The sequence below is a fragment of the Proteus sp. FZP2095 genome (assembly GCF_023701425.1).
Classification (GTDB): Bacteria; Pseudomonadota; Gammaproteobacteria; order Enterobacterales; family Enterobacteriaceae; genus Proteus; species Proteus cibarius.
The window spans coordinates 308,076-321,529 of sequence record NZ_JAMQBJ010000001.1; the positions used below are offsets into that span (position 1 = coordinate 308,076).

The following is a 13,454-nucleotide window of genomic DNA, read 5'->3' on the forward strand; positions in this document are numbered from 1 at the left end:
AAAACTAGTACAATAAAACAGCAATGCAAATTTCCAGTTGAATACTAATTAATCACTAAATTAAAAATCTGCATTTCTTGGTGTACGTGGGAATGGAATAACTTCACGAACGTTTGCGACACCGGTCACATAAGCAACTAAACGTTCAAAACCTAAACCAAATCCTGAATGAGGTACAGTGCCATAACGACGCAGGTCGCGATACCACCAGTAGTCTTCTTTGCTCATTCCCATTTCGTCTAAACGTTTATCAAACATATCTAAACGCTCTTCACGTTGAGAACCACCGATGATTTCACCAATTCCCGGCGCTAATACGTCCATTGCTGCAACTGTTTTACCGTCTTCATTCATACGCATATAGAATGCTTTGATATCTTTCGGGTAGTTTTTCACAACAACAGGTGCTTTAAAGTGTTTCTCTGCAAGATAACGCTCATGCTCAGAAGAGAGGTCAACACCCCAATAAACTGGGTTTTCAAATTTCTCACCACAGTTTTCAAGCACAGTGACCGCATCGGTATAATCGATTTGAGCAAAATCAGAAGTGATAAAGTTCTCTAAGCGTGTGATAGCGTCTTTATCGACACGTTGTGCAAAGAATTCCATATCATCTTTACGCTCTGCTAACACTGCCGCAAAGGTGTATTTCAGCATTTTTTCGGCAAGTGCTGCGATATCGTTAAGATCAGCAAATGCCACTTCAGGCTCAACCATCCAGAATTCAGCAAGGTGGCGACTGGTATTTGAGTTTTCAGCACGGAATGTTGGACCGAAAGTATACACTTTGCTTAATGCAGAAGCGTAAGTTTCACCATTTAGCTGACCAGAAACAGTTAAAAACGCTTCACGGCCAAAAAAGTCTTCACTGAAATCGACTTCGCCTTTATCTGTGCGTGGCAGATTGTTCATATCTAATGTAGAGACACGGAACATCTCACCTGCACCTTCTGTATCAGCTGCTGTGATCAGTGGCGTAGAAACCCAGAAGAAGCCTTGTTCATTGAAGAAACGATGTAGTGCTTGTGCTAATGTGTGACGAACACGAGCAACTGCACCAATTAAGTTAGTACGAGGACGTAGGTGAGCAACTTCACGTAGGTACTCAATACTATGACGTTTGGCGGCCATCGGATAAGTTTCCGGATCATCGACCATTCCTACCACAACAACATTGGTGGCATGAATTTCAAAGTTCTGTCCCTGGCCCGGAGATTCAACAATTTTACCGGTGACTTCCACAGAACAGCCTGTGGTTAAGTGCAGCACTTCATCTTGATAATTCGGTAAATTATTATTAATGATGGCCTGTACTGGATTAAAGCAGGAACCGTCATAGACGGTAAGAAATGAGATACCAGCTTTTGAATCTCTTCTTGTACGTACCCAACCGCGAACGGTGACGTCTTCGCCAACCGCGATACGGCCTTGCAGTACGTCGACTACAGGCGCAACGATCATAAATAAATCTCTCTTCGTTTAATTAAAATAATTGTTTGGTTAATTCATTCTGCCCCTGTCGGACAGTTTTTCTATGTTACTTGCAATAGCGCAGGAAACAAGTAGGAAATTTTAGTTTAAAGAGTCAATAAAGAAGAGAAAAGCTTTTGTATAAAATAAATTGATAAAAATAGATGAAATATTGATGAAAGTAGTGGTTATGGCAGAGGTATAATAAAAGAAAGGGCAATTATTACCCTTTCTTTTATTTATAAAGATTTTTCGTTAATTAACAGGCTTGTTTAACCAAAGGAACATCAAAGGCTTTGCGTAGCTTGTCAACAAAGTCATTGTCTTCACAAATGGTTTTGCCTGGACTATCTGATAATTTAGCAACTGGCTTACCATTACACTCCACCAGCTTAATCACAATATTAAGCGGTGTGATTTCAGGAATGTTGCAAGTAAGTCGAGTACCAATACCAAAGATCAAACGAATACGCTTATGGAAATGTTTATAAAGTACCAGTGCTTTTTGAAAATCGAGACTATCAGAAAAGACTAATACTTTACTCATTGGGTCAATGCCCAATTTTTCGTAATGCGCGATCGCTTTTTCACCCCATTCAATTGGATCTCCTGAGTCGTGACGTAAACCTTGGTAGCTCTCTGCAAAGGTTTTATCAAAATCACGCAAAAACGCATCCATTGTAATGCAATCTGTTAATGCAATACCTAATTGATCTGGATATTCATCTAACCAAGACTGCAAGGCGGCGCGCTGGCTGTTTGCTAGTTCAGGGCTAATCTGTTGATGAGCTTGAAACCACTCGTGAGCCTGTGTACCCACTGGGGCTAATTGCATCCGTTCAGCTAAATGATAGTTACTTGTACCAATAAGATAGGGAAAATGATTTTTCAGCTCATCCACAATGGCACACTGAACATCATAAGAAAAACGGCGACGAGTGCCAAAATCCATCAATTTGAAATCAGCTAAGTCAATCTGTTGCTCAGCAGCATCACGGTAGAAGATATCAATTAATTTACGTAGTTGATTAACTGCATCGTCAGGAGTGACTTGAGGCGAGCGAGCACGATGTACAATTTCACTCACTAAAGCCAACAAAGGAACTTCCCATAGAATAACTTCACGCCAAGGGCCTGTTATTCTGATCGTTAGTTGGTTTTCAGGTGTTGTTGAAATTTCGACTTGTTCTGGTTTAAAACGGAAATGCTTAAACCATTGCAGATAGTCATCTTTGAAAAAGGGGAGACTCTGAAGATAGTCAAATTCTTCATTCGTTAATGACAGGTCTGCCATCATATTAACTTGATGGCGTAAGGTTGTTGCATATTCACCTAGACGTTCATCACTCCGGCAACGGAACTCAGCAACGACAGGAATATCACTATAATGGTGGTAAACCGCTTGTTGCATGTGGAGCTTATATGCATCGGTATCCAACAGTGATGTAATAATCGGTGTAGCGTCTAAAATCATAGCGCGTCAAGCATCCTCACGGAGCGTTTTTATGTCTGCTAAATCGTTAAGGTTGGAGAGTATACCCGAATATGACGACAAAGCGTCACTATTCAACAATATTTCTCTGCGACATAAAAACAAGCTGTAAAACTTAGATGAGTTTACCACGTTAAACATAATTTGGGAGTATATTAGCATCATTTACCAAATAAATTGATTACATGTATTAATAAACTGTTAACATTCTGTTGACTTTTGATGTTTTCAATTGAATATTCGACTGGCTAAACAGATTTTTGACGAGTAAGCTTTGGTAATATAACCGTTAAATAGTCGTGTTAACTAAAAGGTTTTTTCTATGACACAACAAAGAATCGCGAAATTTCGCAAAGATTATCGTGCCCCTGACTACACAATCACCGATTTACATCTTGATTTTATCTTAGATAAAGAAAACACTCAGGTTACAGCGATCAGTCAATGTAAACGTCTAAACTCAAATGCAACAGCATTGGTATTAGATGGTGAAGACTTAACATTAAAGTCAATTGCAGTAAATGATGTTGCTTGGACACACTATAAAGAAGAAAACGGCAAACTCATCATTGAACAATTGCCAGAGCAATTTACATTAAAAATTGTTAACGAGATTAATCCATCGGCTAATACAGCATTAGAAGGGCTGTATGTTTCTGGTGATGCATTATGTACACAGTGCGAAGCTGAAGGCTTCCGCCATATTACCTACTATTTAGATAGACCGGATGTGTTAGCTCGCTACACCACAACAATTACCGCAGACAAAAAACAGTATCCTTATTTATTGTCAAATGGTAACCGTATTGCACAAGGTGAACTTGATGATGGCCGTCATTGGGTAACATGGGAAGATCCACATCCAAAACCAAGTTATTTATTTGCGGTAGTGGCGGGTGACTTTGATGTATTACGAGATACTTTTATCACCAAAAGCGGTCGTGAAGTCGCTTTAGAGCTTTTTGTTGATAAAGGTAATTTAGATCGTGCCGATTGGGCAATGACATCATTGAAAAATGCGATGGCATGGGATCAATCTCGCTTTAATTTAGAATACGATCTCGATATCTATATGATAGTCGCTGTTGACTTCTTTAATATGGGTGCGATGGAGAATAAAGGACTGAATGTCTTTAACTCTAAATATGTACTAGCCAAAAGTGAAACGGCAACGGACAAAGATTATTTAGGAATTGAGTCTGTTATTGGTCATGAATATTTCCATAACTGGACAGGTAACCGTATCACTTGTCGTGATTGGTTCCAGTTAAGCCTAAAAGAAGGTTTAACGGTTTTCCGTGATCAAGAATTTAGCTCTGATTTAGGCTCTCGTTCTGTTAATCGTATCAATAATGTACGGGTGATGCGTACTGCTCAGTTCGCCGAAGATGCAAGCCCTATGGCGCATCCAATTCGTCCTGACAGTGTGATCGAAATGAACAACTTCTATACTTTAACGGTATATGAAAAAGGTTCGGAAGTGATCCGAATGATCCACACCTTATTAGGCGAAGAGCAATTCCAAGCTGGCATTCAAATGTATATTCATCGTCATGATGGTAGTGCTGCAACTTGTGACGATTTTATTCAAGCAATGGAAGATGCCTCTAATGTTGATCTGACTTTATTCCGTCGTTGGTATAGCCAATCAGGTACGCCACAACTGACAGTTCGTGATAGTTATGATGCTAATAAAAAGCAATACACTTTAACTGTTAGTCAAATGACGCCATCGACAGCAGATCAAACTGAAAAACAGCCGTTACATATTCCATTAGATATTGAATTGTATGATAGCAAAGGCAATGTGATCCCACTGCGTTCACAAGGTCAAACTATTTCTAATGTATTAAATGTGGTACGTGAAGAGCAACACTTTATCTTTGACGATGTGCCAGAACAACCGATCCCATCTTTATTACGTGAATTCTCTGCGCCTGTAAAACTAGACTATCCATTTACGGATGAGCAACTCTCATTCTTAATGAAATATGCACGTAATGCATTTTCACGTTGGGATGCAGCCCAAGCATTATTAGGTCGCTATATAAAAGAAAATGTTGCTCGAGTTCAAAAGGGTGAAACCTGCATTTTGCCTGAAATGGTGGTTGATGCTTTCCGTGCAGTATTACTTGATAAAGATATTGATCCGGCATTAGCTGCACTTATTCTGACATTACCAACAGATGTTGAAGCGGGCGAATCATTTAGTATTATTGATCCTGTCGCTATCCATAAAGCGCTTGGTTTTATCCGTAAAACACTGGCAACTGAAATGGCCGATGAATTTTCTGCTGTTTATCATTCAATGCATATTGGTGCTTATCGTGTTAATCATGATGATATTGCAAAACGTGATTTACGTAATGTTTGCTTAGGTTATTTAGCAGTTGAAAATGAGCAAACAGGCAACAAACTTGTTGATGCGCAATATCACAACAGCGATAACATGACCGACGCGCTAGCCGCACTTAGCGCTGCTGTAATGGCTCAGTTACCTTGCAAAGATGCGTTATTACAAGAATTCGATGATAAATGGCATCAAGACGGTTTAGTGATGGATAAATGGTTTAGTTTACAAGCCATGAGTCCAGCAACAGATGTGTTACAGACAGTACGTAGTCTGTTATCTCATCGCTCATTTACACTTGCAAACCCTAACCGTACTCGTGCGTTAATTGGCGCATTTGTAAATAATAACCCAGTCGCTTTCCACGCTGAAGATGGTTCTGGTTACTTATTATTGACAGAAATTCTGACTGACTTAAATAGCCGTAATCCACAAGTTGCATCACGTCTTATTGAGCCGTTTATCCGTCTCAAACGTTATGATGCAACACGCCAAGAAAAAATGCGTACAGAGTTATTAAAACTGAAAGAACTTGAGAATTTATCAGGTGATTTATATGAGAAAATCACCAAAGCTTTAGCTGATTAATATTACGTTTTATATCACTTTATGAGTGAGTGAATAGTATAAAATCAGCATGATAATTAGATCCCCAGCATAGTCTGGGGATTTTTTATGGCGAATTGTGAAATTGAAACGTTTACTTTTCGTGCTTTTATCTATATGATGCACGACGCTTAAATTGTCGTAGACATATCATTCCTAATACCCGATATTCTCAATGGAGATCGTATGTATTATTCCTTAGTAAGGAAGGCATTGTTCCGGCTAGATCCTGAACGAGCCCATGATTTTACCTTCCGTCAGTTAAAACGTTTATCTCATTCCCCATTTCAATTTCTTATTCAGCAGTCACTTCCTTCAAAACCCGTTTCCTGTATGGGACTCTCATTTAAAAATCCACTTGGTCTTGCTGCCGGTCTTGATAAAAACGGTGATTGTATAGATGCATTGGGTGCAATGGGATTTGGTTTTATTGAAGTTGGTACGGTGACACCTCGTCCTCAAGTAGGAAATGACAAACCTCGTTTATTTCGCTTAGTGGAAGCTGAAGGCTTAATTAACCGAATGGGCTTTAATAACCTTGGCGTCGATAACTTAATTGAAAATGTAAAACAATCTCGTTATGGTGGCGTACTGGGGATTAATATCGGTAAAAATAAAGATACCCCAGTAGAGCAAGGTAAAGATGATTATCTGATTTGTATGGAAAAAGTCTATGCTCATGCCGGTTATATCGCAATCAATATCTCATCACCAAATACCCCCGGTTTGCGTACTCTACAATACGGTGAAGCATTAGACGATCTGCTATCAGCAATTAAAAATAAACAATTAGAGTTGCAGGGAAAATACCAAAAATATGTTCCTGTTGCTGTTAAAATTGCACCTGATTTAACACATGAAGAATTAATTCAAGTTGCAGATAGCTTAGTCCGTCACCATATTGATGGTGTTATTGCGACAAATACCACATTAGATAAATCATTAGTCAGTGGATTAGATCACTGTAATGAAGCAGGGGGATTAAGTGGTCGCCCGGTACAATCAAAAAGTACACAAATAATTCGCCAATTAAATGAAGAATTAAAAGGTGCATTACCTATTATTGGCGTTGGTGGAATTGATTCATTAACAGCAGCCAGAGAAAAAATGGATGCAGGTGCTTCTCTTATTCAAGTCTATTCAGGATTCATTTATCAAGGTCCTGCACTTATCAAATCTATAATTAATCATATCTAAATACATTTTATAATGAGTTAGGGGCTTTTCTTCTGCCTCTAACTCGTTTATATTGCCCCTAGTTGGTTATTTTTTATTAAATTGCACTGATTGTGCTTAATTAATAGTAAAATGAATCCTGTTTTTGTTAGGTGATATTAAATATTTTATTTAGGTCATTTAATTTTGATTGTTTATCAGAGTATAAAACAGGGAATGAATCGAAGGGGGATTAATTAGTGATAATAAAACCCGATGATCGCTGGCGTTGGTATTTTGATGTTGAGCAACAAAAATTAATGCTTGATTTAGCAAATGGTATGGTTTTTCGTTCCCGCTTTCCAAGCAAAATGTTGAGTGAAAGTGCTCGGCAATCAGCATCTTTTACCGTCGATGATGCAGCTCTTTATTATGGATACGATGAGCAAATTCGACAAATAGATATGCCATCAGAATCAAGAGCTGAATTAGCTTTAAATGCATTAATAGCCCATCGCTTTTTAAAGCCACTGATGCCTAAGAGTTGGTATTTTGAAGTTAACAATAATCAAATCAACCCTTATTTATCTCAAGTGGTAGAAGCTTCATTAAAGGAAAAAGACGAAATAGCTCTTTTTTTAGTGATTGAAGTGGGGGCTCAAGCTTGTTTATGTTTATTAGCTCAACCGCAGTTAACATTATTTGATAGAACACTTAATTTTTGTGACCCAATAAAAATTATGAATGATAGGTTAAGCAATTACCATAAAGAGTCAGAGTCAGGATCATTTTTGTACGAGAAAGTTATTTAACAAAAAGAGTAAAAAGGACTTACTCTTTTTATCGTTACTCATTATTTATAACATTCTAAAAACAAATTCATCTCAAACAAAACTCCCCAAAATCAAATCCTCATTATTCTCTTTCTGTATCTATTTTCTAGAAACAAATAAATAAGTTTATTGATAATTCATTATTGAGTTTTTAATAAGATAATTCTTATTAAACAAACTGTTTTATTTAAAATAAAAAAGAAGGTAAAGGCAAATTACCTTCTTTTAATTTGCGATAAAGATAAGTGTTATTTTTTATTAAGCGAAAGTTTGACATTACCGTTAGGAACACAGCTACAGGCTAAGATTTTACCTGAGCGTTTAATTGCGCCAGCTTTTAATGCATTAACATCACCTTCATCTAATTGGATAACACAAGAGCCACAAAGGCCAGCTCGGCAACTATAAGGAATGGCATAACCATTATTTTCAAGCTGTTCTAACAGAACTTCTTGGTTATTACCTTCAAAAACCTCGCCGTTAAATTCAATGCTGACAGTCTGTTCTTGTGTGTTTTCAATGATAGGCGCTGATTGTGTTTCCACAGGAGCTGTTACAAGATATTGTTTCGCTTCTTTATAAGCTAATACCTCAACAGTATCTCCTACACGAATAATACCCGTTTGACGAATAATGATATTTTGACCAAAATCGACATCACCAGTTTCATCACTACGGAATGTTTGCAGTGTTGCGAGTGGTTCTGTGTTAGGATGCTTAATGCCTTTATCAATACTAATTGTAGTCATGATGCAACGGCTACAAGGTTTCATCAGATCCATCACAACAGAGCCAACACGAATAGTCTGCCAAGTATCTTCTTCAAAAGGCTTTGCACCAGTTACGAGGATATTGCCTCGAAATTGCTCAATATTAATTGAAGCAGGACAGCGCTGTTGTAAGTATTGAAATGAGGCTTCATTAATTAATAAGTAAGGGTAGCCATCAGCGAAAGAAACAGCGGTTTCTGGATTTTTTTTCACTCGGCGTGTCGATTTTTCGCCAGTCCAACGAAGTTGAACATCCATTTTTAAATAGCGACTGAACCACTGATTTATTTCATCTGGTGCCACATACGCGGTAAAATGGTTGCCCCAAACTTCTGTCGGTTGCAATGTGGTCTCAAAATCTTGATAGGTGATAGCAATACCTTCACCATCAGGTGCTTGAATATAAATACCATTTGCCATGACAGTGGGAATAAAACACAGCAAAACGGGAAATTTTCGTGCCGTGATAAACGTCCCTTCTGGGGTGGTTATCATAAAATCGCGATCAAACGTGAATCCGCTCTCACGAGCAAATGCATGAGAAAGTCGAATTCCCTTCATTGATTTAACTGGGTGTATATAAAGGCGTGAAACGTTGATCATCGGTGCTCCCAAAAGACATTATTATTTTTTATAGCCAGTAACTTTATGACAACGTAATACAATTAGCTATAATGCCCAACAATTTTATTTTAGGTGGTAACAATATTATGCGCTCTCTGTTTGCCAGCACAGGCCGAGGTCTGGAAGAACTATTAAAATCTGAACTTGAACACCTTGGTGCTCAGGCTTGCCAGATAACTCAAGGCGGTGTTTATTTTCGTGCTGATGATAAAACCATGTATCAGTCTTTACTCTGGAGTCGTTTAGCATCGCGCATTATGTTGCCGTTAAATGAGTTCAATGTTTATAGTGATCTAGACTTATACCTTGGTGTGCAGGCAATTGATTGGAGTGAGATTTTTACTGTTGATCAGACTTTTGCTATCCATTTTAATGGTACGAATGACATTATTCGTAATAGCCAATATGGTGCATTAAAAGCGAAAGATGCCATTGTTGACTCATTCCAACGTAAAATAGGGCAACGTCCGGATGTCGCTAAACAATCTCCTGATATCCGTTTAACCATTCATCTTCATAAAGAAAAAGCCTCGCTATCTTTAGATTTAAGTGGTGATGGTTTACATCAGCGCGGCTACCGTGACTTAACAGGGCAAGCACCTTTAAAAGAGAATTTAGCTGCCGCAATTATTATGCGTTCAGGCTGGAAACTGGACACACCACTGATCGATCCAATGTGTGGCTCCGGCACATTATTAATTGAAGCCGCAATGATGGCGACTGATTGTGCTCCAGCATTAAATCGTGTGCATTGGGGATTCCGTCATTGGTTGGGTCATGATGAAGCGTTATGGAAAGAAGTGACCCATGAAGCTTTTGCCCGTTTCCGTGAAGGTAAAAAGAATACCACAGCGCGTTTCTATGGTTTTGATGTTGATAAGCGCGTATTGGATATGGCAAGAGCCAACGCACGCAGAGCCGATGTTGCCGAACTGATCACATTTGCTCACGGTGATGCAGCTAAACTGACAAACCCTGTTTCAGCAGAAATCAAAGGGACAATTATCAGTAACCCACCTTATGGTGAGCGCTTAGAAAGTGAACCAGCATTAATTGCATTACATAGCCAATTAGGAAGAGCAGTAAAAGCACACTTCCCAGGTTGGAGATTGTCACTATTTAGTGCATCACCAGAGTTGCTAAGCTGCATTCAATTACGTGCTGAACGAGAGTTCAAAGCAAAAAATGGTCCTCTTGATTGTGTACAAAAGAACTATTTACTTTCTGATACACCATCAACGATTAACACTGGGCTTGCGGAAGATTTTGCAAACCGTTTACGTAAAAACGAGAAAAAATTCGCGAAATGGGCAAAACAACAGCAAATTGAATGTTATCGTTTATACGATGCTGATTTGCCTGAATATAATGTTGCTGTGGATCGCTATGGAGATAAAGTAGTTATCCAAGAGTATGCGCCACCTAAAACAGTTAATGAACACAAAGCTCGTCAGCGTTTATTCGATGTAATTAGCGCAACAATGGAAGTACTGGCATTACGTTCTGATCAACTGATTTTAAAAACCCGTCAACGTCAAAAAGGCAAACAGCAGTATGAAAAAATGGCCGAAAAGGGGGATTTCTTCTTAGTTGACGAATTTGGTGCAAAATTCTGGGTGAACTTAACAGATTATCTTGATACAGGGCTGTTCTTAGATCACCGTATTGCACGAAAAATGCTAGGTGAAATGAGCAATGGAAAAGATTTCTTAAACCTCTTTGCTTATACCGGTACTGCATCTGTACACGCTGGGATTGGTGGTGCAAAAAGTACGACGACAGTTGATATGTCACGTACCTACCTTGAATGGGCTGAGAAAAACTTCCAAGCAAATGGCTTATCTGGTAGACAACATCGTTTAATGCAGGCTGATTGTTTACAATGGTTAATGCAAAGCAATGAACAATTTGATGTGATCTTTATTGATCCGCCTACATTTTCTAACTCAAAGCGTATGGAAAATACCTTTGATGTTCAACGTGATCATATTGAATTGATGAAACATCTAAAACGTTTGTTGAGAAAAGGCGGAACAATTATGTTCTCAAATAACAAACGTGGATTCAAAATGGAACATGACGAGTTAGCAAAAATTGGGTTATGTGCAAAAGAGATAACACAGAAAACATTATCACAAGATTTTGCGCGTAACCGCCAAATTCACAATTGCTGGCTGTTAACTCATGCTGGTGAGGAATAATTTACAATGCCGTTAATTAGTTTGACTGGGGCGTATTTATCTTTCAGTGATGCCCCTCTATTAGATAACACTGATTTATTTATTGAAGAAAATGAGCGCGTTTGTTTAGTTGGGCGTAATGGTGCGGGTAAATCAACGTTATTAAGGGTGTTATCTAAAGAGCAACCTTTAGATGATGGTCAAGTTGTTTATGAGCAAGATCTTGTGACCGCTCGCTTACAGCAAGATCCCCCAAGAGATATTGAAGGTACAATCTTTGATTTTGTTGCAGAAGGTGTTGAAGAAGATGCTAAATATCTAACGGCTTATCACCATATTTCTAAGCTGATTGAGACAGATCCTTCTGATAAAAACCTCAATAAAATGGCGGAGCTACAAGAAGTACTTGATAACCGTAATTTGTGGTTGCTTGATAGCCGAATTGCAGAAGTGCTAGAAAAACTTGGTTTAGATGGTGAAGCTGAGCTTTCTTCTTTATCAGGTGGTTGGCTAAGAAAAGCAGCCTTAGGGCGTGCGTTAGTCAGCGCACCAAGAGTGCTGTTTTTAGATGAACCAACAAACCACCTTGATATTGAAACGATCCTTTGGCTTGAGAAATTCTTAAAAGATTTCCAAGGAAGTATCGTATTTATTTCCCATGACCGTTCATTTATCCGTAATATGGCAACGCGTATTATCGATCTTGATCGAGGAAAACTTTCTTCATGGCCAGGAAATTACGATAAGTATCTTGAAAGCAAAGAAGAAGCATTGCGTGTTGAAGAGCAACAAAATGCAGAGTTTGATCGTAAATTAGCGCAAGAAGAAGCGTGGATACGCCAAGGTATCAAAGCACGGCGTACTCGTAACGAAGGCCGTGTACGTGCTCTAAAAGCATTACGTGTTGAACGTAGTGAACGCCGTGAAGTGTTAGGCAGTGCACGTATGCAAGTCGAAGAAGCTACGCGTTCTGGTAAAATCGTATTCGAGTTAGAAGATGTTAATTATAGTATTGGAACCCGCAAGTTAGTTCGTGATTTTTCTGCCAAAGTACAACGTGGCGATAAAATTGCTCTGGTGGGGCCGAATGGTTGCGGTAAAACCACTTTATTGAAACTTATGCTAGGTGATTTAAAAGCAGACAGCGGGCGAGTTCATTGTGGTACTAAGCTTGAAGTCGCTTACTTTGATCAGCACCGTGCAGCACTTGATCCAGATAAAACTGTGATGGACAACCTTGCTGAAGGTAAGCAAGAAGTAATGGTAAATGGTCGTCCTCGTCATGTACTTGGTTATTTGCAAGACTTTTTATTCCCACCTAAACGTGCAATGACACCTGTTCGCGCACTTTCAGGAGGTGAAAGAAACCGTCTATTGCTAGCGCGTTTATTCTTAAAACCAAGTAACTTACTTATTCTCGATGAGCCAACTAATGATCTCGATGTTGAAACATTGGAATTGCTAGAAGAACTCGTTGATGCTTACCAAGGCACTGTTTTACTGGTTAGCCATGACCGTGAATTTGTTGATAATAGTGTTACTGAGTGTTGGATCTTTGAAGGTGATGGTGTTATTAACAGCTATGTTGGTGGATATTTTGATGCTCAGCAACAAAGAGCACAGTCGGTTTCACTAAAGAGTGAGGCAAAAAAATCACGTAACGTACCAGAAAAAGCTGAAAAAGAAGCAAAAGCGAAAGATAGCTCTAAAAAGAACACTCGCACTAACAAGTTAAGTTATCATTTGACGCGAGAACTGGAGCAACTTCCTGCAAAATTAGAAAGCTTGGAAACGGAGTTAAGTGCGTTACAAGAAGAAGTGAGTGGGGCGGATTTCTTTACGCGTCCTCATGAAGAGACAGAAAAAGTTTTAAAGGCGCTTGCAGATAAAGAACAAGAGCTTGAAACTGCTTTTGATAGATGGCAAGAGCTAGAATTGATGCAAAACGGCGAATAGCCAACCGAAAACGGGGCA

General features: G+C 38.9%; 8 protein-coding genes. 5 read left to right on the forward strand and 3 right to left on the reverse strand.

Going from position 1 to position 13,454, the window contains the following annotated elements:
* Positions 1-60: 60 nt before the first annotated feature.
* Positions 61-1,461: an asparagine--tRNA ligase gene (gene asnS, locus NBG71_RS01365; protein WP_159241913.1), complete on the reverse strand. Its 1,401-nt coding sequence runs from the start codon at positions 1,459-1,461 to the stop codon at positions 61-63.
* Between the two features lie 268 nt (positions 1,462-1,729).
* Positions 1,730-2,944: a nicotinate phosphoribosyltransferase gene (gene pncB / locus NBG71_RS01370; protein WP_075673129.1), complete on the reverse strand. Its 1,215-nt coding sequence runs from the start codon at positions 2,942-2,944 to the stop codon at positions 1,730-1,732.
* A gap of 340 nt (positions 2,945-3,284) precedes the next feature.
* On the opposite strand from pncB, the gene pepN reads away from it, so the two are divergent.
* The 3 genes from pepN to NBG71_RS01385 all read left to right on the forward strand — a co-directional run bounded on the left by pepN (position 3,285) and on the right by NBG71_RS01385 (position 7,885).
* Complete coding sequence (gene pepN, locus NBG71_RS01375) at positions 3,285-5,900, forward strand: aminopeptidase N (RefSeq protein ID WP_099659759.1); 2,616 nt, start codon at positions 3,285-3,287, stop codon at positions 5,898-5,900.
* Positions 5,901-6,104: 204 nt separating this feature from the next.
* Positions 6,105-7,115 (forward strand): quinone-dependent dihydroorotate dehydrogenase, encoded by a 1,011-nt coding sequence (gene pyrD / locus NBG71_RS01380; RefSeq protein ID WP_036912193.1) that lies wholly within the window; start codon positions 6,105-6,107, stop codon positions 7,113-7,115.
* 218 nt (positions 7,116-7,333) lie between these two features.
* Positions 7,334-7,885, forward strand: a complete 552-nt coding sequence (locus NBG71_RS01385; RefSeq protein WP_164530391.1) for a cell division protein ZapC — start codon at positions 7,334-7,336, stop codon at positions 7,883-7,885.
* 269 nt (positions 7,886-8,154) lie between these two features.
* On the opposite strand, the gene NBG71_RS01390 is transcribed toward NBG71_RS01385, so the two are convergent.
* Positions 8,155-9,279: a YcbX family protein gene (locus NBG71_RS01390; RefSeq protein ID WP_250916474.1), complete on the reverse strand. Its 1,125-nt coding sequence runs from the start codon at positions 9,277-9,279 to the stop codon at positions 8,155-8,157.
* 107 nt (positions 9,280-9,386) lie between these two features.
* Here NBG71_RS01390 and rlmKL point away from each other — a divergent pair, with 107 nt between their 5' ends.
* Positions 9,387-11,501, forward strand: coding sequence for a bifunctional 23S rRNA (guanine(2069)-N(7))-methyltransferase RlmK/23S rRNA (guanine(2445)-N(2))-methyltransferase RlmL (gene rlmKL, locus NBG71_RS01395; RefSeq protein ID WP_075673133.1), 2,115 nt, complete (start codon positions 9,387-9,389; stop codon positions 11,499-11,501).
* A 6-nt stretch (positions 11,502-11,507) separates the two neighbouring features.
* Positions 11,508-13,436, forward strand: a complete 1,929-nt coding sequence (locus NBG71_RS01400; protein ID WP_250916475.1) for an ABC transporter ATP-binding protein — start codon at positions 11,508-11,510, stop codon at positions 13,434-13,436.
* The last annotated feature ends 18 nt before the right edge of the window (positions 13,437-13,454 follow it).

Coding starts and splice junctions, on each gene's coding strand:
- pncB (WP_075673129.1), bottom strand. CDS start 2,944: ATGATTTTAGACGCTACACCGATTATTACATCACTGTTGGATACCGAT.
- pyrD (WP_036912193.1), top strand. CDS start 6,105: ATGTATTATTCCTTAGTAAGGAAGGCATTGTTCCGGCTAGATCCTGAA.
- asnS (WP_159241913.1), bottom strand. CDS start 1,461: ATGATCGTTGCGCCTGTAGTCGACGTACTGCAAGGCCGTATCGCGGTT.
- NBG71_RS01390 (WP_250916474.1), bottom strand. CDS start 9,279: ATGATCAACGTTTCACGCCTTTATATACACCCAGTTAAATCAATGAAG.
- rlmKL (WP_075673133.1), top strand. CDS start 9,387: ATGCGCTCTCTGTTTGCCAGCACAGGCCGAGGTCTGGAAGAACTATTA.
- pepN (WP_099659759.1), top strand. CDS start 3,285: ATGACACAACAAAGAATCGCGAAATTTCGCAAAGATTATCGTGCCCCT.
- NBG71_RS01400 (WP_250916475.1), top strand. CDS start 11,508: ATGCCGTTAATTAGTTTGACTGGGGCGTATTTATCTTTCAGTGATGCC.